The 24,813-nt window shown below is 68.7% G+C and carries 26 protein-coding genes and 1 tRNA gene; 10 read left to right on the top strand and 17 right to left on the bottom strand.

Going from position 1 to position 24,813, the window contains the following annotated elements; translation table 11 throughout:
* Window positions 1–106: 106 nt before the first annotated feature.
* Window positions 107–1,030 (bottom strand): NAD(P)-dependent oxidoreductase, encoded by a 924-nt coding sequence (locus ABLE91_RS12145; RefSeq protein WP_348931077.1) that lies wholly within the window; start codon window positions 1,028–1,030, stop codon window positions 107–109.
* Between the two features lie 114 nt (window positions 1,031–1,144).
* Between ABLE91_RS12145 and ABLE91_RS12140 the strand changes: the two genes are divergently transcribed.
* Complete coding sequence (locus ABLE91_RS12140) at window positions 1,145–2,200, top strand: LacI family DNA-binding transcriptional regulator (RefSeq protein ID WP_348931076.1); 1,056 nt, start codon at window positions 1,145–1,147, stop codon at window positions 2,198–2,200.
* The gene (locus ABLE91_RS12135) at window positions 2,197–2,985 is read left to right on the top strand and encodes a TrmH family RNA methyltransferase (protein WP_348931075.1); all 789 of its coding nucleotides are present in this window, start codon (window positions 2,197–2,199) and stop codon (window positions 2,983–2,985) included. The genes ABLE91_RS12140 and ABLE91_RS12135 overlap by 4 nt, the downstream gene beginning before the upstream one ends.
* A gap of 147 nt (window positions 2,986–3,132) precedes the next feature.
* On the opposite strand, the gene ABLE91_RS12130 is transcribed toward ABLE91_RS12135, so the two are convergent.
* The 5 genes from ABLE91_RS12130 to ABLE91_RS12110 form a co-directional block, all read right to left on the bottom strand.
* Window positions 3,133–3,843: an ABC transporter ATP-binding protein gene (locus tag ABLE91_RS12130; RefSeq protein WP_348931074.1), complete on the bottom strand. Its 711-nt coding sequence runs from the start codon at window positions 3,841–3,843 to the stop codon at window positions 3,133–3,135.
* On the bottom strand, window positions 3,840–4,592 hold the full coding sequence (locus tag ABLE91_RS12125; protein ID WP_348931073.1) for an ABC transporter ATP-binding protein: 753 nt from the start codon (window positions 4,590–4,592) through the stop codon (window positions 3,840–3,842). The genes ABLE91_RS12130 and ABLE91_RS12125 overlap by 4 nt, the downstream gene beginning before the upstream one ends.
* Window positions 4,589–5,524, bottom strand: a complete 936-nt coding sequence (locus ABLE91_RS12120) for a branched-chain amino acid ABC transporter permease (protein ID WP_348931072.1) — start codon at window positions 5,522–5,524, stop codon at window positions 4,589–4,591. The genes ABLE91_RS12125 and ABLE91_RS12120 overlap by 4 nt, the downstream gene beginning before the upstream one ends.
* Window positions 5,521–6,441: a branched-chain amino acid ABC transporter permease gene (locus ABLE91_RS12115; RefSeq protein WP_348931071.1), complete on the bottom strand. Its 921-nt coding sequence runs from the start codon at window positions 6,439–6,441 to the stop codon at window positions 5,521–5,523. The genes ABLE91_RS12120 and ABLE91_RS12115 overlap by 4 nt, the downstream gene beginning before the upstream one ends.
* A 161-nt stretch (window positions 6,442–6,602) precedes the next feature.
* On the bottom strand, window positions 6,603–7,784 hold the full coding sequence (locus ABLE91_RS12110) for an ABC transporter substrate-binding protein (RefSeq protein WP_510181934.1): 1,182 nt from the start codon (window positions 7,782–7,784) through the stop codon (window positions 6,603–6,605).
* A 206-nt stretch (window positions 7,785–7,990) separates the two neighbouring features.
* Here ABLE91_RS12110 and mnmA point away from each other — a divergent pair, with 206 nt between their 5' ends.
* The 3 genes from mnmA to ABLE91_RS12095 all read left to right on the top strand — a co-directional run bounded on the left by mnmA (window position 7,991) and on the right by ABLE91_RS12095 (window position 10,006).
* Complete coding sequence (mnmA, locus tag ABLE91_RS12105; RefSeq protein WP_348931070.1) at window positions 7,991–9,166, top strand: tRNA 2-thiouridine(34) synthase MnmA; 1,176 nt, start codon at window positions 7,991–7,993, stop codon at window positions 9,164–9,166.
* Between the two features lie 33 nt (window positions 9,167–9,199).
* Window positions 9,200–9,844, top strand: coding sequence for a class I SAM-dependent methyltransferase (locus ABLE91_RS12100; RefSeq protein WP_348931069.1), 645 nt, complete (start codon window positions 9,200–9,202; stop codon window positions 9,842–9,844).
* 85 nt (window positions 9,845–9,929) lie between these two features.
* A tRNA-Met gene (locus ABLE91_RS12095) sits at window positions 9,930–10,006 on the top strand.
* A 270-nt stretch (window positions 10,007–10,276) separates the two neighbouring features.
* Here ABLE91_RS12095 and ABLE91_RS12090 read toward each other — a convergent pair.
* The 7 genes from ABLE91_RS12090 to ABLE91_RS12060 all read right to left on the bottom strand — a co-directional run bounded on the left by ABLE91_RS12090 (window position 10,277) and on the right by ABLE91_RS12060 (window position 18,410).
* Window positions 10,277–11,026: a DUF2076 domain-containing protein gene (locus ABLE91_RS12090; RefSeq protein ID WP_348931068.1), complete on the bottom strand. Its 750-nt coding sequence runs from the start codon at window positions 11,024–11,026 to the stop codon at window positions 10,277–10,279.
* 212 nt (window positions 11,027–11,238) lie between these two features.
* Window positions 11,239–12,837, bottom strand: coding sequence for a malate synthase A (aceB, locus tag ABLE91_RS12085; RefSeq protein ID WP_348931067.1), 1,599 nt, complete (start codon window positions 12,835–12,837; stop codon window positions 11,239–11,241).
* A 76-nt stretch (window positions 12,838–12,913) separates the two neighbouring features.
* A complete protein-coding gene (thiE, locus tag ABLE91_RS12080; protein ID WP_348931066.1) occupies window positions 12,914–13,552 on the bottom strand; it encodes a thiamine phosphate synthase in 639 nt (212 codons plus the stop codon).
* 225 nt (window positions 13,553–13,777) lie between these two features.
* Complete coding sequence (glcF, locus tag ABLE91_RS12075) at window positions 13,778–15,097, bottom strand: glycolate oxidase subunit GlcF (RefSeq protein ID WP_348931065.1); 1,320 nt, start codon at window positions 15,095–15,097, stop codon at window positions 13,778–13,780.
* Between the two features lie 30 nt (window positions 15,098–15,127).
* Window positions 15,128–16,336: a glycolate oxidase subunit GlcE gene (gene glcE, locus ABLE91_RS12070; protein ID WP_348931064.1), complete on the bottom strand. Its 1,209-nt coding sequence runs from the start codon at window positions 16,334–16,336 to the stop codon at window positions 15,128–15,130.
* Entirely contained in the window at window positions 16,333–16,905 is a 573-nt protein-coding gene (locus tag ABLE91_RS12065) for a hypothetical protein (RefSeq protein WP_348931063.1), read from the bottom strand. The genes glcE and ABLE91_RS12065 overlap by 4 nt, the downstream gene beginning before the upstream one ends.
* Window positions 16,906–16,916: 11 nt before the next feature.
* Window positions 16,917–18,410 carry an FAD-linked oxidase C-terminal domain-containing protein gene (locus tag ABLE91_RS12060; RefSeq protein ID WP_348931062.1) on the bottom strand — a complete coding sequence of 498 codons (1,494 nt, stop codon included), beginning with the start codon at window positions 18,408–18,410 and terminating at the stop codon, window positions 16,917–16,919.
* Between the two features lie 173 nt (window positions 18,411–18,583).
* Between ABLE91_RS12060 and ABLE91_RS12055 the strand changes: the two genes are divergently transcribed.
* The 3 genes from ABLE91_RS12055 (at window position 18,584) to ABLE91_RS12045 (ending at window position 20,618) form a co-directional block, all read left to right on the top strand.
* The gene (locus ABLE91_RS12055; RefSeq protein ID WP_348931207.1) at window positions 18,584–19,519 is read left to right on the top strand and encodes a LysR family transcriptional regulator; all 936 of its coding nucleotides are present in this window, start codon (window positions 18,584–18,586) and stop codon (window positions 19,517–19,519) included.
* An 84-nt stretch (window positions 19,520–19,603) separates the two neighbouring features.
* Window positions 19,604–20,314 (top strand): AzlC family ABC transporter permease, encoded by a 711-nt coding sequence (locus ABLE91_RS12050; RefSeq protein WP_348931061.1) that lies wholly within the window; start codon window positions 19,604–19,606, stop codon window positions 20,312–20,314.
* Window positions 20,307–20,618, top strand: a complete 312-nt coding sequence (locus tag ABLE91_RS12045; protein ID WP_348931060.1) for a branched-chain amino acid transport AzlD family protein — start codon at window positions 20,307–20,309, stop codon at window positions 20,616–20,618. Before ABLE91_RS12050 ends, ABLE91_RS12045 begins: the two co-directional genes overlap by 8 nt.
* On the opposite strand, the gene ABLE91_RS12040 is transcribed toward ABLE91_RS12045, so the two are convergent.
* Entirely contained in the window at window positions 20,615–21,061 is a 447-nt protein-coding gene (locus ABLE91_RS12040; protein ID WP_348931059.1) for a DUF3592 domain-containing protein, read from the bottom strand. The two genes, ABLE91_RS12045 and ABLE91_RS12040, sit on opposite strands and share 4 nt — an antisense overlap.
* Before the next feature lie 111 nt (window positions 21,062–21,172).
* On the opposite strand from ABLE91_RS12040, the gene ABLE91_RS12035 reads away from it, so the two are divergent.
* Both ABLE91_RS12035 and ABLE91_RS12030 read left to right on the top strand, forming a co-directional pair.
* Window positions 21,173–21,634 carry a MarR family winged helix-turn-helix transcriptional regulator gene (locus tag ABLE91_RS12035; protein ID WP_348931058.1) on the top strand — a complete coding sequence of 154 codons (462 nt, stop codon included), beginning with the start codon at window positions 21,173–21,175 and terminating at the stop codon, window positions 21,632–21,634.
* 22 nt (window positions 21,635–21,656) lie between these two features.
* Complete coding sequence (locus ABLE91_RS12030) at window positions 21,657–22,064, top strand: DUF1398 domain-containing protein (protein ID WP_348931057.1); 408 nt, start codon at window positions 21,657–21,659, stop codon at window positions 22,062–22,064.
* Between the two features lie 146 nt (window positions 22,065–22,210).
* Here the strand turns inward: ABLE91_RS12030 and ABLE91_RS12025 are convergent, their stop codons facing one another.
* From ABLE91_RS12025 to ABLE91_RS12015, 3 genes are all read right to left on the bottom strand, one after another.
* Window positions 22,211–23,440, bottom strand: a complete 1,230-nt coding sequence (locus ABLE91_RS12025) for an MFS transporter (protein ID WP_348931056.1) — start codon at window positions 23,438–23,440, stop codon at window positions 22,211–22,213.
* Window positions 23,441–23,452: 12 nt separating this feature from the next.
* Window positions 23,453–23,947, bottom strand: coding sequence for a MarR family winged helix-turn-helix transcriptional regulator (locus ABLE91_RS12020; RefSeq protein WP_348931055.1), 495 nt, complete (start codon window positions 23,945–23,947; stop codon window positions 23,453–23,455).
* A gap of 74 nt (window positions 23,948–24,021) precedes the next feature.
* A complete protein-coding gene (locus ABLE91_RS12015) occupies window positions 24,022–24,813 on the bottom strand; it encodes an ABC transporter permease (RefSeq protein WP_348931054.1) in 792 nt (263 codons plus the stop codon).

Below are 24,813 nucleotides of genomic sequence, written 5' to 3'. Positions count from 1 at the left end.
ACTTGATCCGGGCATCCACGCCTCTCCCTTAAGCGCCCACCCGGCGGAACCCCGTGGATGGCCGGGTCAAGCCCGGCCATGACGACCCGGGTGCACGAAGCGCGCCCTACTCCGCCGCCTTCAGCTGCGGCACCTCGCCGAGCGAGACCCCGTTCATCTCCGCCACCACGTCCGAGATCTGCGGCACGTTCCAGGCGCCGCGGCCCAGGCCCTCGGCGGCGGCATAGATGTTCTTCACGCTGGCGCTGACGAAGTTCGCCGCCCCCGTCGCATTGGCGAGATTGTTCACATAGCGCAGGTCCTTGTGCGCATTGGAGAGCGTGAAGCGGTGGGCGTTCACGTCCCGCTCCAGCACGTATTTCATGAAGGTCTGGTAGAAGCCGCAATCCATGCGCCCGCCGGCGATGACGCTGTCGAAGGTCTGCGGCGTCACCCCCACCTTGGCGGCGATGGAGAGCGCCTCCGCATAGATGGCGCCATAGCCCAACGACAGGAAATTGTTGAGCAACTTCATGGTGTGGCCCGCGCCCGGCCCGCCCACATGGATCACCTTGGCGGCGAACCCCTCGATGGCGGGCCGCACTTTCTCGAACGCCGCCGGCTCTGCCCCCACCATGGCGGAGAGCGCGCCCTCCGCCGCCTGCACCGGCGTGCCGCCCAGGGGCGCGTCGCACATTTCGATGCCCTGTGCCTTCAGCTCGGCATGGAGCGCCATGGTCAGGGTCGGCTCGGAGGTGGAGCAATCCACGATGTGCAGGCCCGGTGCCGCCCCTTTGGCGATCCCCTCCGGCCCGCGCACCAGCGCCTCCACCTGGGTCGCACCGGTGACACAGAGGAAAATGATGTCGCAGACGGTCGCGAGTTCCGCCGGGGTCTTCGCTTCCTTCGCGCCGCGCGAGAGGAGGTCCTCCACCGGCGCCCTGTTGCGGTGGCCCATGACGGTGAGCGGAAAGCCTTTCTCCACAAGGTTCCGCGCCATGCCATGGCCCATCAGGCCGACGCCGATGAAGCCGATTCTCGGTTTATCCATGACGTTGGCCCTCTCTCCCTGACGATTGGCTTTTGGTGTGCGGATTAAATCGTTTAGCATGGATGAAACGTCCCCGCGAAGCGTCTAGAACAATGGGTCTTGGGGGGAGGGGCGATGGACGAGACTTCGAGTGCCAGCGTCGGCAAGGTAACGCTCCAGCGCCTCGCGATGGAGCTGGGCCTGTCCACGGCCACGGTCTCCCTCGCCTTGCGCGACAGCCCTGTGGTGGCGGAAGGAACGCGGCTCCGCGTCCAGGAGATCGCCCGCGAGCGCGGCTATGTGGCGAACCGGGGCGCCGCCTCGCTCCGCACCGCCCGCACCAACATTATCGGGGTGGGGCTGCACGACATCATCAACCCCTCCTTCACCGAGCTTCTGGCGGCGTTGGAGGATGCGCTCTCCACCTCTGGCAAGACCATCCTGCTGGGGGTGGGCCAGGAGGACGTGAAGCGCCAGACTCGGACCCTGGGCACCCTCGCCGAATACCGCCCCGACGCCTTCATCGTCTCCCCCGCCGCCGGTAGCGGCATCGAGGACCTGAAGGCCCTGGCCACATCCGGCATCGCCGTGGTGCAGGTGACGCGCGAGGTGGAAGGCTCGGGCTTCGATTTCGCCGGCTCGGACGATGAGGCGGGCGTCGCGCTGGCCGTCGACCATCTGGTGGCGCTGGGGCATCGGCGCATCGGCATGATCGGCGGCTTCGACGCGGTCTCCACCGGGCGGCGGCGGCTCGCGGGCTACAAGAAGGGACTTGCCGCCCACGGCCTGACCTACGATCCGGCGCTCTGGGTCCCCGGACGCGGCACGCGCGAAGCGGGCCGGGCGGCGGTGGAGCAGCTCCTCGCGCTGGAGGAACCGCCCACCGGGGCCGTGTGCTTCAACGATCTGTGCGCCTTCGGCGCGCTCATGGGCATCCAGGCCGCTGGGCTCACGGCAGGGGTCGACTTCTCCATCGTCGGCTATGACGACATCGCCGAGGCGGCCTTGTGGCACCCGGCGCTCACCACCGTCTTCACCCGCATCCCCGAATACGGCGCCGCCGCCGCCGGCCTTGCGCTGGCCCGCATCGCCGACCCGACCCGGCCGGTGGAGCGCGTGGTGCTGGAGCCGCGCCTTGTGAAGCGCGCTTCGGCCGGCCCCATGAAGCCGGTGAAGCGCCGCCCGCAATGATCCTGCCCGTCGCGGACCCGGACGATCCGCGCATCGTCGGCTTCCTGGCGGTGCGCGAGCGCGACCTCATCGGCCGCCAGGGCCTGTTCGTGGCCGAGGGCGAGGTGGTGCTGCGGCTGGTGGCCTCCCGCCCCGGCCACCGCCTGCGTGCGCTGCTCCTGTCGGAGAGCGGCGCGCGGCGGCTGGAGGACCTGCTGCCGGGCCTGGACGTGCCCATCTATGTGGCGAGCCAGGAGGTGATGGACGCGGTGGTGGGCTTCCATATCCATCGCGGCATATTGGGGCTGGTGGAGCCGCCGCCCGCACCGGAACCGGAAGCGCTGCTCGCCGGCCTGCCGGAGCGCGCCATGGTGGTGGGCCTCATGGGCATCTCCAACCACGACAATATGGGCGGCATCTTCCGCAATGCCGCCGCCTTCGGGGCCGCGGCGGTGCTGCTGGCCGGCGCGTGCTGCGATCCGTTCTACCGCAAGGCCATTCGGGTCTCCGTGGGCGCGAGCCTCATCGTGCCGTTCACGCGGGTGGCGGGCGGGGCGGACATGGTGCGCCTGTTCGAGGGCGCGGGGTTCGAGGTGGTGTCGCTGAGCCCGGCGGGAGCCACAGCGCTTTCCGCCTATGTGCCCCCTGCCCGGACCGCCGCCATCTTCGGCACCGAGGGGCCGGGCCTGCCGGCGGACATCCTCGCAGCGACGCGCACCGTCTCCATCCCCATGGCGGCGGGCTTCGACAGCCTGAACGTCGCCACCACCAGCGGGATCGTGCTGCACCATCTGGCGCGGGGGTGAGGAAAGTTCTCTCCGCTTTCACCCTCCCCCCTTGAGGGGGAGGGCAGGGTGGGGGGTATCTCTCCGCTTGTGCTGGCGGTGGTGGTCCTGGCAACGCCATACCCCCCACCCCAACCCTCCCCCTCAAGGGGGGAGGGCGTTTGCACTCTAAACCGCCAGATACTTCCCCCGCACATCCGGGTCCGCCATGAGCGCGGCAGCGGTGCCGGAGAACACCGTCCGCCCCTTCTCCAGCACCACCACGCGGTCGGCCAAGGTCGCCAATATGTCCACGTGCTTGTCGATGAGGAGCAGTGACAGACCCTCTCCCCGCAACGTGCGCATCACCGCCCAGATCTCCGCCCGCACCAGGGGCGCCAGCCCTTCCGTCGCTTCGTCCAGGATCATCAGGCGCGGATTGGTCATGAGCGCCCGGCCGATGGCGAGCATCTGCTGCTCGCCGCCGGAGAGCCGGTTGCCGAAATGCCGCCGCCGCTCGGCAAGGCGCGGGAACAGGCGCCAGACCCGCTCCAGCGTCCAGGGCGGCAGCCCGGCGCGCGCGGGCGCGGCGGTGGCGATAAGGTTCTCCTCCACCGTGAGGGTGGGGAAAATCTGCCGCCCCTCCGGCACGAGGCCGATGCCGGCGCGGGCGATGGCATGGGTCGGCGCGCCCTTGATGGAAGCGCCGGCGAAGCGCACCTCCCCCGCCTCCGGCCGCACGAGGCCCATGATGGCGCGCACGGTGGTGGTCTTGCCCATGCCGTTGCGGCCCAGGAGCGCCAGGATGCCGCCTTCCGGCACGGCGAGGTCCACGCCGAACAAGACCGGCGTTCCGCCATAGCCCGCATGGAGGCCGGAAACATCGAGGAGCGCGCTCACGGCCCCTCCTCCCCGAGATAGGCGGCGCGCACGGCCGGATCGGCGCGCACGGCGGCGGGCGCGCCCGAGGCGATGATGCGGCCCGCCACCAGCACGCTCACCCGGTCGGCAAGCTGGAACACCGCATCCATGTCGTGCTCCACGAGGAGGATGCCGCACGCCTCCCGCGCCGCCGCGATGAGGGAAACCATGGCACGCGCCTCCTCCGGGCCGGTGCCGGCCATGGGCTCGTCCAGCAGCAGCAAACGCGGGCGGCCGGCGAGCGCCATGGCCAGCTCCAGCGCGCGCTTCTCCCCGTGGCTCAGCGCGGCGGCGGGATGTGCCGCCTTGGCGTCCAGGCCCACCCGCCGAAGCAGCGCCCGCGCCTCCTCCGCGCGTCCGCGCTCGCTGCGGGGGGCGGGCAGCAGGCGGAAGGAGGGGCCGCCGGCGCCCTGGAGCGCCAGCACCACATTCTCCTGCGCGGAGAAGGTGGGCAGGACCGAGGTGATCTGGAACGAACGGGCGAGCCCCGCCTTGGCGCGGCGATGGACGCCGAGGCGGGTGACGTCCGCCCCCTTGAGGAGGATGCGGCCGGCATCCGCCATCACCTCGCCCGCGACGAGGGAGATGAGCGTGGTCTTCCCCGCCCCGTTGGGGCCGATGAGCGCGTGGATCTCGCCGGGCGCGACGTCAAGGTCCACGCCGTCCGTCACCACGAGGGCGCCGTAGGATTTGCGCAGGCCGCGTAGCTCAAGGAGGGGCGCGGTCATTTCCGCCGCCCCAGGATACCGGCGCCGCCCACCAGGACCAGCAGGACGAGGAGCGGGCCGAAGATGATGCGCCAATGCTCGGTGAGGTGCGACAGGCCCTCCTCCACCAGCACCACGCCCAGCGCGCCGAGGATGGCTCCGCCGAGCCGCCCCATGCCTCCCGCCCCCAGCGCCGAGGCCGCCATGCCGCCCGCCACCACCATGACGATGAGTTCACCCGAGCGATGCCAGGAGAGGAAGGCCGGGCTCACGAATTCGGTGAGGTTGGCGAACAGCGCGCCGGACAGCCCCGCGAGCGCGCCGGCAATGGCATAGGCGACAAGCCGATAGGGATAGGGATTGAGCCCCAGCGCCCGCACCCGCCGCTCATTGTCCTTGGCCGCCCTGAGCACGCGGCCGAAGGGCGAGGCCAGGATGGCGGCGCACAGGAGCGCGGTCGCGGTGAGGAGGCCCAGGATCACGTAGTGAAACGTGATGGGACTGCGCAGCCAGCGGTTTCCGGCAATGGTGGAGCGCGCCGCCAAAGTGAGGCCGTCATCCCCGCCATAGGCGGACAGGCTTTGCGCCACGAAGAAGGCCATCTGCCCGAAGGCGAGCGTGATCATGATGAAATAGACGCCGCGCGTCTTCAGCGAGATGGCGCCGGTGGCGAGCGCGAACAGGCCGGCGGCCGCCATGGCGGCGGGGAAGGCGATGAGCGTGTCGCGCGCGCCCTCCTCCATGAGGATGCCGACCCCATAAGCGCCGATGCCCATGAGGGCCGCATGGCCGAAGCTCACCAGCCCGGCGCCGCCCAGGATGAAATCGAGGCTCACCGCGGCGAGCGCGAAGATCATGGCGCGGGCCAGCAAAGAGAGGGTGTAGCCGTCCGCCGCCAGCGGCGCCAAGGCAAGCGCGGCGAGCAGTACCAGAGGCAGAAGAACGACCCTCATGCCGGCGCCGGGAACAGGCCGCGCGGGCGGAAGAAGAGGACGCCTGCCATGAGGAGATAGACCGTCATGGAAGCGAGCGCCGGCCCCGCCGTGGTGGCGGCGGAAGCGGACATGAACAGCTTCAATATGTCGGTGAGGAAGGAACGGCCCAGCGTGTCGATGAGCCCCACCAGAAGCGCCGCCACGAACGCGCCCCGGATCGAGCCGATGCCGCCGATGACGATCACCACGAAGGCGAGTATGAGCAGCCCGTCGCCCATGCCCGGCTCCACCGAGAGGATCGGCCCGGCCATGGCCCCGGCGAAGGCGGCAAGCATGGCGCCGAAGGCGAAGACCTTGGCGAACAGCGCCTTGATGTCGATGCCCAGCGCCGAGACCATGGGCGCGTTGGTGGCCCCCGCGCGCAGCAGCATGCCCGTGCGGGTGCCGGTGACCAGCACATAGAGCAAAGCCGCCACCCCGAGGCCGGCGATGAGGAGGGCGAGGCGGTAGATGGGATAGTTCAGCCCATCCATCAGGCGGATGGAGCCGGACAGCGCCTCGGGCATGGGGATGGCGAGCGGGGCGGCGCCCCACACCATCTTCACCCCCTCATTCACGAACAGGATGATGCCGAAGGTGGCGAGCACCTGCTCCAGATGGTCCCGCCCATAGAGCGGGCGGATGACGAGGCGCTCCAGCACGAGACCCAGCACCAGAGCGGTGATAAGCGCCAGCGGCAGGCCGAGCCAGAAGCTCCCCGTGAGCGCAGTGGCGCTCACCATGAGATAGGCGCCCAGCATGTATTGGACGCCGTGGGCGAGATTGATCACGTCCATCACCCCGAACACCAGGGTCAGCCCCGCGGCCACCAGGAACAGCAATATGCCGAGCTGGAGGCCGTTCAGGACCTGGACGAGGAGAAGCGTGGTGGACATGGGGGCCTTGCGTGGATTCCCTCTCCCGCTCGCGGGGGAGGGTTAGGGAGGGGGAAGGGCGGTCGCAACGGAACGTCAGGCGTTTTCCGGCTGCGCCGGCCCCCTCCCCGGCCCTCCCCCGCATGCGGGAGAGGGGGCACATGGCTCTTTCGGGCCAGCCCTCACTTCATCTGGCACTTCTCGGCATAAGCGTCGCCATAGTTCGAGAACACCTTCTCGGACACCATGGTCTCCACCTTGCCGTCGCCCCTCTTGCCCACCTTCACGAGATAGAAGTCCTGGATGGGGAACTGGTTGGTGTTGAACTTGAAATTGCCGCGCACCGAGGGGAAGTCCGCCTTCTTCAGAGCCGCGCGCACGGCCTCCTTGTCGGAGAGCTTGCCGCCGGTGGCCTTCACCGCGCTGTCGATGAGCTTGGCCGCGTCATAGCCCTGCGCCGCATAGAGGGCGGGGATGTAGCCGTATTCCTTCTCGAAGGCTTCGACGAACTTCTTGTTGGCCGGCACGTCGAGGTCGGGCGCCCAGGCGGCGCCGGAGAAGAAGCCGAGCGCTGCCTCGCCGGTGGCGGGCAAGGTGGTCTCGTCCACCGTGAAGGCCGAGAGGAAGGGGATGGTGTCGGCGAGCCCCGCCTGGCGGTACTGCTTCACGAGGTTCACGCCCATGCCGCCGGGCATGAAGGTGAAGAAGGCGTCGGGCTTGGCCGCCGCCACCTTGGCGAGTTCGGCGGAGAAATCCAGCTGGCCGAGCTGGGTATAGATCTCGTCCGCCACATCGCCCTTGAAAGTGCGCTTGAAGCCGGCGAGCGCGTCCTTGCCCGCCTGGTAGTTGGGCGCCATCAGCACGACCTTCTTGTAGCCCTTGGCCTGGGCATACTGGCCGAGCACTTCGTGATTCTGGTCGTTCTGGTAGGAGGCGGAGAAGAAGAAGGGGGAGCAGCCCGCGCCCGCAATGGTTGAGGGGCCGGCATTGCCGGAGATGAGGAAGGTGTCGTTGCCGGTGACCGGCTTCACCACCGCGCCCATGACGTTGGAGAAGACCACGCCGGCGACGAAATCCACCTTGTCGCGCTCCAGAAGGCCCTTCACCTTCTGCACCGCCACATCCGGCTTCAGCTCGTCATCCACAACGATCACCTCGGTCTCCTGGCCGCCGAGCTTGCCGCCAAGCTCCTTCACCGCCAGGAGGAAACCGTCGCGCATGTGCTGGCCGAGCACCGCCGAGGGGCCGGAGAGGGTGGAGACGAGGCCGATCTTCACCGGGTCGGCCGCCGCCGCACCCACCGTGAGCGCCATCGTCAACGCCGCAGCGGCACCCGCGCGGCACAAATCCTTTCCAGACACCATGGCTGAAAGCCCCCTTTTTGGTTTTCGTCGCGGCACCCTGGCACTGCCATGTCCGTGTCACAAGCGGGGATCAAAGAAAAGCCGTGCTTTGGGCGCATGGGGCGGCGCGCCGCTGCAATTGCGCCGGCACATAAGCTTCCTGTATTAGTAAGGCCGCCTTGCTCCGGCCGGCAGCCGTCCGAAGACGAAACAATTCGACGCCCCTCATGACGCTGGACGATATCATCGGCCCCATCGGCACCGACCCCGCCTCCACGCGGGTGGTCGTCGCCATGTCGGGCGGCGTCGATTCCTCTGTCGTGGCGGGGCTGCTTGCGCGGGGCGGATATGACGTCATCGGCGTCACCCTCCAGCTCTACGACCATGGCGAGGCGGCCCACCGCAAGGGGGCCTGCTGCGCCGGCCAGGACATCTACGATGCCAGCATGGTGGCGCAGGCGCTGGGCATCCCCCATTACGTGCTCGATTATGAAAGCCGCTTCCGGGAAGAGGTGATCGAGCGCTTCGCCGACAGCTATGCGTCCGGCATCACCCCCATTCCCTGCGTGGACTGCAACCGCACGGTCAAGTTCCGCGATTTGCTTTCGACCGCCGAGGATCTGGGCGCCGCCGTGCTGGCCACCGGCCATTACGTGTCGAGCCGCGCGCTCCCGGACGGACGCCGCGTCCTCTACCGCGCGGCGGAAGAGGCACGGGACCAGAGCTATTTCCTTTACGCCACCACGCAGCAGCAGCTTTCGGGCCTGCGCTTTCCGCTCGGCCACATGCGCAAGGCGGAGGTGCGGGCGCTCGCCGCCGAGCTCGGCCTGCCGGTAGCGGAGAAGCCGGACAGCCAGGACATCTGCTTCGTGCCCGGTGGGGATTATGCCCGCATCGTCGAGCGCCTGCGGCCCGAGGCGGGCGAGGCCGGCGACATCGTGCACCTGGACGGGCGCGTGCTCGGCCGCCATCGCGGCGTGATGCATTACACCATCGGCCAGAGGAAGGGCCTCGGCATCTCCACCCCCGAGCCGCTCTATGTGGTCTCCATCGACGCCCACCGGCGCGAGGTGAAGGTGGGCCCGCGCGAGGCACTGGAGGTGCGCGCCATCCGGGTCGGCGATGTGAACTGGCTGGGCGACGTGCCGTTCGCGGACGCCTGCGCGGCGCAGGCCGAGATATTCGTGAAGGTGCGCTCCACCCGCGCGCCGACCCCGGCCTATCTCGATCTCGACGAGAGCGGCCACCCCGTGGTGCGGCTGCATGACGGGGAAGAAGGGGTGGCGCCCGGGCAGGCGTGCGTGTTCTATGACGCCGCCGATGGTGCGGCGCGGCTTCTTGGCGGCGGGACAATTCTCCGCGCCGGGGCCGCAGACAATGCATTAAGGGCGCGCGTGGCATAGGTTGCGCGCGAAAAGGCTGGGGCGAAGACGAAGATGGCGGTCCAGTACGATCTTGAGGGACAGAAGCGCGCCTATGCGAAATGGGCGCCCATCTATGATTCGGTCTATGTGAAGCTGCTGGCGGACGCCCAGCGCAAGGCGGCCCACGCCGCCGCGCGGTGCGGGCCGAACATCCTGGAAGTGGGCGTCGGCACCGGCCTCGTCCTGCCCTATTATCCCCTGGGCTGCCGCGTCACCGGCATCGACCTCTCCTTCGAGATGCTTCAGAAGGCGGTGGACAAGAAGAATCGCCGGCATTTGACGCAGGTGTCGCTCCTCGCCGCCATGGACGCCTGCGCGCTGGGCTTTGCGGACGAGACGTTCGATGCCGTGACCGTGCCCTTCGTCATCACCCTGGTGCCGGACCCGGAAGGCGCGCTCGACGAGATGCGCCGCGTGCTGAAGCCCGGCGGCGAGATCATCATCGCCTCCAAGCTCGGCGCCAATGAAGGCCCGGCCATGCATGTGGAGCAGGCCCTCGCCCCGCTGGTGAAGAAGGTGGGCTGGAGCATCGCCTTCAAGTCCGGCCGGCTCGCCAGCTGGGCGGGGCGCTATCCCGATATGCAGATGCTGGAAATCTCGCCGGTGTTCCCGGCCGGCTTCTTCAAGCTGGCGCGTATCCGCAAGACGGTGGGCTGAGGGCCTCGGCTTTTCTTGACACTGCAGGGTGGGCGTCGATATATGCCCACCTTCCGCGCGGCTTGGTTCTGATCCGCCGCGCCGTGGCAGCGTAGCTCAGTCGGTGAGAGCGCCGGATTCATAACCCGGAGGTCGGCGGTTCAAATCCGCCCGCTGCTACCAGATTTTTCCCTTATCTCCGCGAATGGGACCGTTGCAGTATTTCCTGGAAGGCCGGGAAGCACGGTGCCGTCCCACCTCTCCCCGAGGGGGAGAGGTGGAAAACTGGCCACCCGGACGCAGGCCCAGGACGAAAGCTCTCGCACAGGTCAGCCGTCATTTCCCGGCCTGACCCGAAACCTGCTTAAGCGACAAATATTAGAAAGATCGCCGATCGAGCCCAGCCTTGGCCCTAGGGTGCAGGCGCACGCGGCGCCTGCACCTCGCCTGAACTCAGGTCCAGCTGGAATCGTCGCCGCCGCCGGAATCACCGCCGGCATCCCAGCCGCCGTCATTCCCGCTGTCGTCGTAGCTCGCATCCTGCGGGCTCGCGGCCCAGGGATCGCCGCCCAGCGCATCCTGCGCCTGCGACCCGAGATCCGCGGCCGGGTCCGCAGCCGGGATCTCCGCCGCCGCTTGCTGGGCGATGGCGCCTTCGCCACCGGACATCAGGTTGCGGATGCCGTCCGCGAGCAGCATGCCGCCCGCAACGCCCGCCGCCGTGGCGATGGCGCCCTGCAGGAAGCCGCCGCCGCCGAAGCCGCTGCGCTGCTGGCCGCCCCACGGGCCGCTCTGCGCGTATCCACCCTGGGGGCCACCCTGCTGCTGGTAGGCCGGGGGATAGGGCTGCTGGGGAGAGGTGTAATTCTGCTGGGGCAGGGCCATGGGGCCACGCCCGCCGCTGGACGGGACGGACGTGCTTCTGCCGCCGCCGAACAGGCCGCCGAGGAAGCCGCCGCCGCCCTGGGGCGCACTGGCGCTCTGCTGGCGCGCCTGCTCCTCCAGTTCGTCGATGCGGGCGGCAGCCTGCTTCAGGGCATGCTCCTGCACCAGCACCGTCTGCGACAGGGCATAAGGCGCAAAAGGCATTTCCGACACGCGGCGGGCGATCAGCGCTTCCGCTTCCTGATCGCGCGGTTGTCCGGCCGCGCTCCGCATGCGATCGAACAGGCCGTCAATGAGGGAACGCTCTTCGGGTGTCATTTCCGCCTCCGGTGTCTTCTGACCCGGGGGATATGAGCATGACCGTGTGACGCCGGAAGGGCGTTTGCAGATGAATTTTTATTAAAGTTTACGTTACGTCATTTCCGCACGCTCAATCGTCGTGGCCGGGCTTGACCCGGCCATCTCCCCCGAATGGAGAGAGATCCCCGGGTCAAGCCCGGGGATGACGTTGTAAGAGGCTTGGAGAGGCCTCAGGCCACCAGCTCGTAGGCTGGCAGGGTCAGGAATTCCTCGAAATCCTTCGCCAGGGTCATGTCGGAGAACAGCTTGATGGCCTCCGGGAAGCGGCCAGCGCCAAACACGCTGGGGCCGAGCACGTCGCGCAGCTTCGCCATCTCGTCGTCCAGCAGCGCGCTGAACAGCTCGGCCGTCACCGTGCGGCCGTCCTCCAGCTTGGCGCCGAGATAGATCCACTGCCAGATCTGCGCGCGCGAGATCTCGGCGGTGGCGGCATCCTCCATGAGATTGTAGAGCGGCACCGCCCCGCGGCCGCGCAGCCACGCCTCGATATATTGCACGCCCACGCGGATGTTCTCCCGAAGGCCCGCCTCGGTGCGCGCGCCCTGATGGACCACGAGGAGGTCGTCGCGGACGACATTCACGTCCTGGCGCAGCTTCTGGAGCTGGTTTGCCGCCGGCATGAGGCGGTCGAACACCTCCCTGGCCACCGGCACGAGGTCCGGATGGGCGACCCAGGTGCCGTCGCAGCCCTCGCCGGCCTCGCGCTCCTTGTCGGCCCGCACCTTGGCGAATGCGGCATCATTGGCCGCCGGATCGCCCTTCACCGGGATCTGCGCCGCCATGCCGCCCATGGCGAAGGCGCCGCGGCGGTGGCAGGTCTTCACCAGAAGCGCGCCATAGGCCTTCAGGAAGGCCTCGCTCATGACCATGCGGGCACGGTCCGGGGTGAGGAAGCGTTCGTTCTTCCCCAGCCGCTTGATGAAGGAGAAGATGTAGTCCCAGCGGCCGATATTGAGGCCCGCCACGTGGTCGCGCAGCTCGTAGAGGATCTCGTCCATCTCGAACACGGCCGGCAGGGTCTCGATGAGCACGGTGGCCTTGATGGCCTTGGCGGGAATGCCGAGCCGCGCCTCGGCGAGGGTGAAGACGTCGTTCCACAGGCGCGCTTCCTGGTGGCTCTCGGTCTTGGGCAAATAGAAATAGGCGCCCGAGCCCTGGTCCAGCGACGTCTTGGCATTGTGGAAGGCATAGAGGCCGAAATCGAACAGCGCGCCGGAGACCGGCTCGCCATCCACTTCCACATGGGCTTCCGGCAGGTGCCAGCCGCGCGGGCGGATGATCAGCACCGCCGGATTGGCGCCGAGCTTGTAGTCCTTGCCGTTGGACGGGTCATGGAAGTCGATTTTGCCGGCCCAGCGGTCCTTCAAATTGAGCTGGCCCTCGATCATGTTGGCCCAGAGCGGGGAGGAGGCGTCCTCGAAATCCGCCATGAAGACCTTCGCGCCGGAATTCAGCGCGTTGACGATCATCTTGCGGTCCACCGGGCCGGTGATCTCCACGCGGCGGTCCAGAAGGTCCTGCGGCAGGGGCGCGATGGTCCATTCCGCCTCGCGCACCGCCTTGGTCTCGGGCAGGAAATCGGGCAGCTCGCCGGCATCGAAGCGGGCCTGGCGCGCGGCGCGGGCCTCGAGCAGGCTCTTGCGCGTGGCGTTGAAATTGCGGTGCAGCTCGGCGACGAAGGCGAGTGCCTCGGGGGTGAGGATTTCTTCGTAGCGCGGGCCGAGCGGGCCCTTGATGACGACCCCGTTGGGGGTGGCGAGCGTCGACATGATGCCGGTCTCCTACTGGCTTGAACTCACAAAACGCGAAAGGAACAACACATGGCCCCTTGAAGGGGCGGTAAACTCACAGGCGGGCCGAGACGACCTCCTGCTTGAGGCGTTGCGCCGCCGACAGGATGTCGGGCGCAGCGCAGATGGCGGAGACCACGGCGATGCCGTCGGCGCCCGCGCGGATCACGTCCTTCGTGATGGCAAGATCGATCCCGCCGATGCCCACCATGGGGATGGAGACGAGGCGCCGCATGGCGGCAAGGCCCTCAACCCCGATGGCCGCGCCGGCATCGGTCTTGGTGCCCGTGGCCTTCACGGGACCGGTGCCCACATAATCGACCAAAGAGAGGTCGGACGCCGCCAGCTCCTCCGCCGAACCCACGGACAGGCCGAGGATGCGGTCCGGCCCCAGAAGGGCGCGGGCATCGGCCGGGGCCATGTCGCTCTGGCCGAGATGCACCCCGTCCGCGTCCGCCGCGATAGCTACGTCCACCCGGTCATTGACGATGAGCGGAATGCCCTTCGGCCGCAGCAGAGCGACGAGCGCGCGCGCCTGCTCCACCAGGAGCCGGCCCTTGGCCTCGGGATCGCGGAGCTGGACGAGGGTGACGCCGCCCGCAACGGCCTGCGCCACGGTCTCCACCAGCCCGCGCGACGCGGTCTGGTGGGGGTCGGTCACGAGATAGAGCGAGAGGTCGAACGGATGCGGCATCAAGGTTTCCGTGACCATCGGGCGGGTGCCCGGTGTTAGCGCATCGGCAGGCGTAGCGAAACGCGGGACACCGCCGGGTTTATACCACCTTTGGGCAAGAAAGCTTTGTCCAGGGGGAAAGAGTGGCGCTCTTCTGTACCGTCATGCCCGGGCTTGACCCGGGCCTCTTTCCCCGAGCGGCGAGAGATCCCCGGATCAAGTCCGGGGATGACAGCCGTCGAAAGTTCACGCCGCCGCCCGGCCCGCCTGGGCAACCGGCACGGGCACAGGCCCGCCGCTGGCCCAGTCCAGAAGCTCCACCGTATGGACCACCGGCACATCCGTGCCGCTGCCGATCTGCGTCATGCAGCCGATATTGCCCGCTGCGATGATGTCCGGCGCCAGCGCTTCCAGATGGCCCACCTTGCGGTCCCGCAGCCGCCCCGCAATCTCGCTCTGGAGCATGTTGTAGGTGCCCGCCGAGCCGCAGCACAGATGGCTCTCGAACGGCTCGGCCACCTCGAACCCCGCCGCTCTCAGCAGCGCCACCGGCGGCCCCTTGATCTTCTGGCCGTGCTGAAGCGAGCAGGCCGCGTGGTAGGCCACCTTGCGGCCCATGGGCTTTTCCGCCGCCGGAACGCCGATCTTCGCCAGGAACTCTGTGACATCCATGGCGATGGCCGAGACCCGCGCCGCCTTCTCCGCATAGGCCGGATCGAGCCGGAAGCCGTAGCCATAATCCTTGATGGAGGTCCCGCAGCCCGAGACGGTGACGAGGATGGCGTCCAGCCCCTCTCCGTCCATCTCGCGCACCCAGGCGTCGATATTGGTCTTGGCGAGCGCACTCGCCTGCGCCTCCCGGCCCATGTGGTGGACCAGCGAGCCGCAGCAGCCCTCGCCCTTCACCCGCACCACCTCCACGCCGAGCCGGTTCAAGAGGCGCATGGCCGCCTCGTCGATCTCCGGCCGCAGCACCGGCTGGGCGCAGCCGGCCAGCAGCGCCACGCGGGCCTTACGCGGCCCCTTGGCCTGCCACACCCCCGGCGCCTCGCTCTCGCTTCGACCGTGGGGCATGCGGGCGAGGCGCAGCATGGCGGCAAGTGGGCGCAGCGGCTTTATGGCGTCGAACAGCGGCACGAACGGCTTTGCCAGAACACCGCCCAGCAGCGCCAGGCGGAAGCGGTCGCGATAGGGCAGGATCGCGGCGAGCACCGTGCGGTTCAGGCGGTCGAAGAAGGGGCGCTTGTAAGTGTGCTCCACATGGACGCGCGCATGATCCACGAGGTGCATGTAATGGACGCCGGAGGGGCACGTGGTCATGCAGGAGAGGCAGGAGAGGCAGCGGTCGATATGCTTGACCACCTCCTCGGTCGCCGGCCGGTCATTCTCCAGCATGTCCTTGATCAGGTAGATGCGCCCGCGCGGGCTGTCGAGCTCGTCGCCGAGCAGCGCATAGGTGGGGCAGGTGGCGGTGCAGAACCCGCAATGCACGCAGGCCCGCAGGATCTTGTCCGCCTCCTTGATGCGCGGATCGGCAAGCTGGGCGAGGGAGAATTCTGTTTTCATTTCTTGTTCTTCCCGCTGCCGGGCATCATCTCACATCCCCGCATACATCCGCCCCGGATTGAGCACGCCCTTGGGATCGAAGCTCGCCTTCACCCTCCGTGTCAGGGCATCAAGGGCGAAGTCCATGGGCTGGAACACAGCGCCCGCCCGTTCCGCGGCCGTGGCGCGGATGAGGGTGGCGTGGCCGCCATGGGGGCGGAGCGCGGCGCGCACCTCGTCGGCCTGCGCCGCCGCGCCGGGCATGAGCACCCAGAGAAGGCCGCCCGCCCAGTCGCAATAGGCCTCCGCACCGAGGGCTTGTGTCAGCGCGTGCGCCAGAGGTGGCCCGGCCATGGGGGCGGTGGAGATACGCCACACGGCACGCTCCCCGGTGCCCGCGAAGGGCAACGCATCGCGCACCATGGTCCAGAAGGCGCGGGAGGCCGGCTCCTCCAGCACTTCCACCGCGCCGAACGGCGTCATCACCGAGATCAGCATGGCCCGGCGCGCCCGCACCGAAGGCTCGAAGCCCTCCAGCCGGAAGGCGACCACGGACACATCGGCAGGCACTTCCTCGCGCCGGCGCACCACCGAGGCCGGCAGCGTCGCCGCGCCGGAGACCTCGCAGGAGGAGCCCATGGCCGCGCTCATGGCCCGCGCGGAAGACGCCGCATCGAGGCCGAACACCAGCAGCGTCTCCTGCGTAGCCGGGCGCGGCAGCACCTTCAGCGTCACCTCGCTCAGAACCGCCAGCGTGCCGTGGGAGCCCGCCAGCAGGCGCGGCAGGTCGTAGCCGGTGACGTTCTTCATCACCCGCCCGCCGGACTTGAACACCTCGCCCCGCCCCGAGACGGCGCGGGCGCCCAGCGCATGGTCGCGGGCGGCGCCATGGCTGAGGCGGCGCGGGCCGGAGAGATTGCAGGCGAACATACCGCCAAGGCTGCCCCCGCCCGCGGCCTCGCCCAGGAGCGGGCCGGTATCCATGGGCTCGAAGGCCAGCATCTGGTTGTTCTGCGCCAGAAGGGCCTCGATCTCCGCCATGGGCGTCGCCGCCCTGGCGGAGAGCACCAGCTCCTCCGGCTCGTAGAGGGTCACGCCGGACAGCGCCGAGACATCCAGGGTGCGGTCGGTCTGGGCCGAGCGGCCGATGCCGCGCCGGGTGCCGCGCCCCACCACGTCCAGCGTCACGCCGTCCGCGAGCACGGAGGTCACGGCCTCCGCCAGTTCGGCCTCATCGCGCGGGCAAAGCAGTTCCGTCACGCTTCGATCCCCATCACCCGCTCCACATATGCCCGGCCGCGCACCGAGAGGCGGTAACCCACCTCCAGGCTCTCGGTCAGGCCGAGTTCCTTCAATTTGAGCACGTCCCGCTTGAACGGGGCGGTCTCCCGGCCCAGCTCGGCCGCCAGCGCCGCGGCGCGCACACCCGGTTTCCGGGCGATCAGGAGCAGGGTGTCCCGCGTCCAGGGCGACGCCCGGTCGAACCGCTCCAGCCGCTGCGTGAGCTGCCCGACCACCTCCGGCCCGGGGGCTTCATCGTGCAGCGTGGCGCGCGGGTCCGCGCCGGCCCGCTGGAAGGCGATGCGGTAGAGGTCTCCCTCTCCGCCCAGCGTGGCGAGCAGCGCCTGCCGATCCCCATGGCCCGCCCGCCGCGCCTCCGCCTCGGAGATCGCCTCCGGCGCGAGAACCGAAACATCGGTGATGGCCAGAAGCCCGACGGGCGTGCGCAGCGTGCCGCCCGCGCGCACCGTGGGGCGGCGCCAGCGGCGGAAGGCCAGCGTCACGCGGCCGTCCCCTATTCCTTCGAGCACGTCCTTCCTGAACAGCATCGCAGCGAGGCTCAGAAGCGCGGAAGATCGGGAAAGGGCAGCTGCCCGCCGCTCACATGCATGCGCCCCAGCTCGGCGCAGCGGCGGAGCGTCGGGAACACCTTGCCGGGATTGAGCAGGCCCTGGTCGTCGAAGGCGCATTTCAGGCGCTGCTGCTGGGCGAGGTCCACTTCGTTGAACATGACCGGCATGAGGTCGCGCTTCTCGACGCCCACGCCATGCTCGCCCGTGAGCACGCCGCCCACCTCGACGCAGAGCCTCAGGATGTCGGCACCGAACGCCTCGGCGGCATCCATCTGGCCCGGCTCATTGGCATCGTAGAGGATCAGCGGGTGCAGGTTTCCGTCGCCCGCATGGAACACGTTGGCGACGCGCAGGCCGTATTGCGTGGACATCTCGCGCATGCGGGAGAGCACCAGAGGCAATTGCTTGCGCGGGATGGTGCCGTCCATGCACAGATAATCGGGCGAGAGGCGCCCCACCGCCGGGAAGGCCGCCTTGCGCCCGGCCCAGAAGCCGAGGCGCTCCTCCTCGGTCTGGGAGACACGGAGCGTGGAGGAATTGCACCCCTCCGCGATCTTGCGCACCTCTTCCAGGAGATGGGCGCACTCCGCTTCCGGCCCGTCCAGCTCCACGATGAGGAGCGCTTCCACGTCCAGCGGGTAGCCCACCTTCACGAAGGCTTCGGCGGCGGCGATGGCGTCGCGGTCCATCATCTCGATGCCGCCGGGGATGATGCCGGCGCCGATGATCTTGGCGACGCAGTCGCCCGCATCCTCGGAGGTGGGAAAGCCCACCAACACCGCGCGGGCAATATCCGGCTTCTTCAAGAGGCGCACCGTCACCTCGGTGACGACGCCCAGCAGCCCCTCGGAGCCGATGACGACGGCGAGAAGGTCCAGCCCGCCCGCATCAAGATGCTTGCCGCCGAGCCGGACCACGTCGCCGTTTATGAGGACGATCTCGACGCCGAGCACATTGTTGGTGGTGAGGCCGTATTTCAGCGTGTGAACACCGCCGGAATTCTCCCCCACATTCCCGCCGATGGTGCAGGCGATCTGGGAGGAGGGATCGGGCGCGTAATAGAAGCCTTCGTGCTCCACCGCCTTGGTGATGCCGAGATTGGTCACGCCCGGCTGCACCACGGCGCAGCGGTTGGCGTAGTCGATCTCCAGCACCTTGTTGAACTTGCCCATGGCGAGCAGCACGCCGTCCTGAAGCGGCAGGGCGCCGCCGGAGAGCGAGGTTCCCGCGCCGCGCGGCACCACGCGCACGCCATGGTCGTGGCAGTATTTCAGGACGCGGCGGACCTGGTCCGTGGTCTCGGGCAGCACCACCACGAGGGGCAGCTGTTTATAGGCCGTGACGCCGTCGGACTCATACGGCTTCATCTCGCGCTCGCGGGAGATGACACCCTCTCCGGGCACGATGGCATTGAGGTCGGCGATGATCTGCGCCCGCCGTGCGAGCGTGCCCTCGTCCGGTGCCGGAAGCCTGAGGCTCATTGCGGCTTTGTCCTGGCGTTAAGCGTTTCCCTTGCGAGGACTATAATCGTTCCAGATGGGAAAGCTGTCGCGGATTATTTCCAGTTCGGCTAAAAATCATCCCGCCCATGGAAACAATGCGCCGCGACACCCCCCGCCCCTCCCCCCGCCGCTCCGTGCCGGAAAGCCGGCCCATGCTCGGCAACCTGGGGGATCTGGAGATCTTCGCGCGCATCGTCACCGCCGGCAGCCTCTCGGCCGCGGGGCGGGAGCTGGGCCTGTCCCCACCCGTGGTGTCGAAGCGCGTGCAGCGGCTGGAAGAGCGGCTCGGCGCGCGGCTGTTCCAGCGCACCACGCGGAAGGTGACGCTGACCGAGGCGGGCCAGGGCTTCTATGAGCGCGTCGTCTCCATCCTCTCCTCCATCGAGGAGGCGGAGAGCCAATTGTCCCGCCGCTCCTCGGAGGCGCGGGGGCTCTTGCGGGTGGCGGCGCCCACCTCCTTCGGCCGGCTGCATATCGCGCCCCATCTTGGCCCGCTCCTGGAGGCGAACCCGGACCTGACCGTGGACCTCGAACTCTCCGACGCCTTCGTGGACATTGTGGGCGAGGGCTTCGACCTTGCGGTGCGCATCGCCGACCTCTCGGATTCGAGCCTCGTCGCCCGCCGCCTCGCCCCGGTCCATCGCGTCCTGTGCGCCACCCCCGCATATCTGGCGGAGGCGGGAGAGCCCAAAAGCTTCGAGGATCTCGCCAGCCACCGCCTGCTTGCCACCCACAGCCAGGACCCCTGGCGGCTGGAAGGCCCCGAAGGGCCGGTGACCCAGCGGGTCCATTCGGCGCTGCGCACCAATTCCAACGAGGTGGTCCGCGCGGCGGTCCTCGCCGGGGTGGGGATCGCGCTGCGCTCCACATGGGATGTGGGGCCGGAACTGCGCAATGGGGCGCTGAAGGTGGTGCTGCCGGCCTTCCATGCGTCGAGCCGCGTGGGCGTGTTCGCGGTCTATCCCTCCCGCCGCTTCCTGCCCCAGAAGGTGCGGGTGTTCATCGACCATCTGGCGGCGCTCTATGGCTCCGTGCCGCCCTGGGACGAGGGATTGGAGGACATCCTCTCCCCCGCACTGGCGGCGTAGCTCGCCCCGGCGTCATGCGCAAATCGGGTTGGTGGGCGCCCGGCCCTGTTGCATAAGCGGGAAAACTCGCTTCCCCCAAAGGCCATGGACGACACTTCCTCATCCCGCGTCCGCTTCACCCGCGCCGGCTTCTTCGAAGGCGCGCGGGTCATGGTGCCCATGATGCCGGGCATGTGCCTGTTCGGCCTCGCCTTCGGCGCGGCGGCGGCGCAGAAGGGCTTTTCCGCGCTGGAAGCCGCCCTCTCCAGCGGCCTCATCTTCGCCGGCCTCGCCCAGATGATCGCGCTGGAGGGCTGGACCACCAACTGGACGGTGGGCGGGCTGTTCGCCCTCGCCCTCCTCACCTTCACGGTGAACATGCGCCATCTGCTGATGGCCGCCTCCATGCGCCCCTGGCTCGGCCCGCTTCCGCCCTACAAATCCTACCCGACGCTGTTCTTCCTCGCCGACAACAACTGGGCGGCCACCATGCGCTATTACACGCAGGGCGGACGGGATGTGGGCTTCTTCGTCGGCTCTGGCGCCTTCACCTGGGTGATGTGGACACTCTCCTCGGTGGCGGGGCAGGTGATCGGCGGCGGCCTGCCGGACCCCAAGGCGGTGGCCATCGACCTCGTGGTGCCGGCCTTCTTCATCGCCATGCTGGTGCCCAACTGGCGCGGGCGGCGCGAGCTGGTGGGCTGGGGCGTGGCGGCGGTGGTGTCGGTGGGCGCGTCCTTCCTCGTGCCGGGCTGGTGGTTCATCTTCATCGGCGCGCTCTCGGGCGCCATCGCCGGGGGCTTCACCGATGACTAGCCTCGTCGATCCCGGCACCCTCATCGGCATCGTGGTGATGGCGGTCGCCACCCTGTTCAACCGCACGGCCGGCTTTATGGTCATGCGCTTCATCCCGCTGACGCCGCGGGTGCGCAGGATCCTGGAGTGCCTGCCCGGCGCGGTGCTCATCGCCATCATCGCGCCCGCCGCCGCCCATGGCGACCTCGCCATGGCGCTGGGGCTTCTGGCGGCATTGGTGGCCGCCAAATTCCTGAAGAGCGACTTCTTCGCCGTGCTCGCGGCGGTGTGCGTGGGCGCCGGCGTGCGCTTCCTCGGCTATTAGATCAGCCGCCGCAGGCCTAGAAGAAGCAAGCAGGCGAGCGTGACGCCGACCCCTGTCCAGCCGAAGGCCCGGGGCGGCGCGGCGAGATCGAGGGCGGCGTCCTCGGCATAGGCCGGATTGACCTTCACCTCCACGGCGTCCGCCGCCGCGAGCCGGTTTTGCACCGCCTCGGCATCGGGCCAGAGGAAGGCCGGCCAATCCAGCAGCCGCACGCGCCCGCTCTCATAGGCGCGCCCTTCCACCGCATAGCGATAGCGCACGCCGCCACCGAGCGTGCCAAGGGCTGAGGGCCGCGCCGGGCGGACGACGGTTCCCGGCACCGCCCGCCAGCCGGCCGCCTTCAGCGCCTTGGCCCGGGCACCGAAGGCGATGGCCGCATAGACCATGCCGCCCACCACGCCCACCGACAGCAGATAAGCCAAGATGCGGCCAAGGATTTCCATGGCGCGAGCTTCGCGCCGGCTGCAGCTTGGCGTCAATGCGCGGAGCGCCGCAGGAAATAGTTGACATAGAAACCATATGAGATAGTTTCCTAGTCAATCACGAGGCTCATCATGCTCGACACTGCGTCCGTCAGCCCGCTTGAGACCCATCTCGGCTACTGGCTCCGCTTCGTCTCGAACCAGGTCTCCCACGCCTTCCGCATGCGTCTTCAGGAGCAGGACACGACGGTGGCGGAATGGGTGGTGCTGCGCGATCTTTATGACCGGGAGGCCACGGCCCCGAGCGAGGTGGCGGAGCGGCTGGGCATGACGCGCGGGGCCATCACCAAGCTGGTTGACCGGCTATTGGCCAAGGACCTCCTCACCCGCAGCGCCACCACATTGGACCGCCGCTATCAGGCGCTGGCCCTGACGCCCAAGGGCCGGGCGCTGGTGCCCGCGCTCTCCGCCGAGGCCGATGCCAACGACGCCGACTTCTTCGGCCATCTCGACCCGGCGGCGCGGACCGTCATTGAAAGTGTGCTCAAGGACATCGTCCGCCGCCACGGCCTGCGCGCCGTGCCGGTGGACTGACCCTCACCAACTGGAGAGACCCATGGAACCGCATGTGACCGCGGCGATGGAGGCCGCCACCCGCGATTCGGACGCCGAGCGCGTCACCTTCCCCGAAGTGGTGGCGCAGCTCATGGAAGCCGGCATCGAGCGCTATCACGCCGACCTCCAGCGGAATGAGAAGACCTATTACCTGCCCTCCGGCGCCTCCCACGTGGTGGCGGCCCACGAGGTGGGCGCGGTGCCGGCCGAAGGTTTCTCCGCCGAGGGCGTCGAGCGGGCGGTGCGGGCGGTCCAGGCCGGACAGATCAAGTACCGCGAATTCTGCGCCCGCATCGCGGCGGCGGGCTGCGTCGCCTATCTGGTTTCGCTGGCCGGCCGTCGCGCCGTCTATTACGGCCGCACCGGCGAGACCCATGTGGAATGGTTCCCCGGCGCCAAGCCGAACTGAGGGGGAAGTGCCGCCTACCCCGGCTCAATATAGCGAACCGTCATGGCCGGGCTTGACCCGGCCATCCACGGGGCTCCGCTAGGCTCGGGCGAAGGGCAAGGCGTGGATGCCCGGGTCAAGCCCGGGCATGACGGCGGAGCGTTAAGTCAATCCAGCGCCATGACCGGCGCCTCGCGGCCGGGCGGCGTGCGGCTCGGCCGTCCCACCACGCTGAGCAGGATCGCGCCCAGGGTGAAGGCGGCCACCGCCAGGAACACGCCGCGCGGCGCGTCATGGTCCATGAGCAGCCCGAAGACGAAGGGCGCGAACATGTTGCCGATGCTGAAGCCCGTGGTGACGATGGCGAACACCCGGCCGAAAGCGCCGGGCGGGGTCGCTGCCTTCACGATCAGGTCCCGCGAGGGCAGGACCAGCCCGTTGGTGAAGCCGCCCAGCCCACACACCACCAGAAGCGCCGTCGCGTCGAGCCGCAGGAGCCCGACCCCGGCGAGCGCGAGACCCGAGACGCCGAGCCCCACCGCCATCACCAGATCGTGCCGGGGGAAGCGCTCCGCCACCCAGCCGCCGACCAGCACGCCCACCGTGAGAAGAAAGAGATAGCTGGAGATCGCCGCCGCGCCGGCGAGAACAGGCACCCCCCACGCGCTCGCCAGCGCCACCACCGTATAGCCCTGGACGCCGGAATTGGCGGCGGCGAGGCAGGAGAAGACGAACACGTTGCGCACCACCTCCGCCGACCAGATGCGCGTCGGCCCGGTGTGGGAAACCACCTTCGGCCCCACATCCCGATCGCGCAGCAGCGACCAGCCGGCGAGGAGGATCAGGGCCACCACAACACCGAGGCCGGCGGCGCACATGAGCGCGCCGCGCCAGCCGAGCTGGTGCTCCAGCACGATGAGGGTGACGGGCGCGCAGGCGCCGCCGAGGAAGCCCGCGAAGGTGTGCACGGAAAAGGCATAGCCGAGCCGGGCGGGGGCGATGCGATAGGCGAGGATGCCGTAGGCCGCCGGATGATAGGCCGTGTTGGCGAGCCCCATGACCGCGAACGCGCCAATGAGCCCGAGGAAGGTGGGCGCGAGCGCGGCGCCGAGCACCGAAGCCGCGCCGATGAGAAGGCCCAGCAGGAACACGCCTCGCGCGCTCCAGGCATCGGCGAGCATGCCCACCGGCACCTGGAAGATGACCGTGACGAGGTTGAACGCGCCGAGGGCGAGGCCCAGCTCGGTGAAGGAGACCTTGTAGTCCGCCTGCACCGCCAGGAATATCGGCGGCAGCAGCAGCATGTAGTAATGGCTGACGAAATGCGCCGCGCTCACCAGAGCGACGACGCTCGCGTCCCGGCGGTGACCGCCGTCCCTGACCGCTTCCTGACCCATGAGCCGCTTTTTTTATCGTTCCGCGAAACGCAGGACCGTGCGGCCCAGCGAGTTGTTCTCCTCGATCAGCTTGGACAGCAAGGCAAGGAAGATCTTCTTCTCCGCCGCAGAGAGCGGGCCGAGGAACCGCTTCTGGATATCCGCGAAGCGTTCGTTGGCGCTGAGCACCATGTCCCGCCCGCGCGCGGTGAGATAGACCTTCTTGGTGCGCCTGTCATGGGGCGCCGTATGGCGGGCGATGAGGCCGCCTTTTTCCAGCCGGTTCAGCACGTCGGCATTGTTGGCCCGGTCGACGCCGAGCTCGGTGCCCACCGCTGCCTGCTCGATGCCGGGGCTGAGCGCGACGATGGAGAGCGCGCCGAACTGGAGCGGGGTGATCTCCAGTTCGGCCATTCCCTCCATGAAGACGGCGACCGAGATCTGGTGCAGCCGGCGCACCAGGAAGCCGGGACGCGCCCAGAGGGAGAACAGGCCGGCGACCGGCTCGGTCACCTCCGTCCCGGTCATCAACTCCGCCGCGTCTTCCACCATCCTCTGCGCCCGCTGCCCCCGTTGCCCGCGTCCCGATCTCGGGGGAGCCGTCATCCGCCACCCCCAAGGCTCGCATTCTGCCCGCGCACCGCCCAGCCCGTCATGCGCCGCTCGATGAAGGCGAAGATGAGGTACGTCACCACGCCCATGGCGGCGATGACCGCGAGCCCCGCGAACATCAGCGGCACCCGGAACTGGGAGGACGCCTGAATCATCAGATAGCCGATGCCGTCGTTCGATGCCAAGGTCTCGGCAATGACCGCGCCGACGAAGGCCAGCGTGATCGCCACCTTCAGGGAGGCGAAGAAATACGGCATGGCGCGCGGCAAGCCCACCTTCAGCAGGATGTCGGTGCGCGAGGCGCCGAGCGAGCGCAGCACGTCCTCCAGCTCCGGCTCCACGGTGGCAAGGCCCGTGGCCACGTTCACCGCGATGGGGAAGAAGCAGAGCAGGAAGGCGGTCGCCACCGCGGTCGGCTGGCCGATACCCAGCCACAGCACCAGGATCGGCACGGTGGCCACCTTCGGCACCGAGTTGAAGCCGATCAGCACCGGATAGAGCCCGGCATAGACGAGCCGCGAGGATCCGATGCAGATGCCGAGCAGCACGCCCACCACGATGCCGAGCGCGAAGCCCAGCAGTGTGGAGACCATGGTGTGCCACGCATGGTACAGGATGGAATCCTGATACTGCAGGAAGGCCGCGAAGATGGCGGTGGGCGAGGGCATCAGGAAGGGTTCGATCTTGAACACCACCACCACCGCCTGCCACACGACGAGGAGGCCGATGGTGACGATCCAGGGGGCGACCTGTTCCAGTCGTTTCTGAGCTTGTCGGGTCAT

Origin of the sequence: Aquabacter albus, assembly GCF_040049275.1 — a bacterium.
Taxonomy (GTDB): Bacteria; Pseudomonadota; Alphaproteobacteria; order Rhizobiales; family Xanthobacteraceae; genus Aquabacter.
The sequence above is the reverse complement of the archived record's forward strand: the minus strand, read 5'-3'. Positions and strand labels throughout refer to the sequence as shown.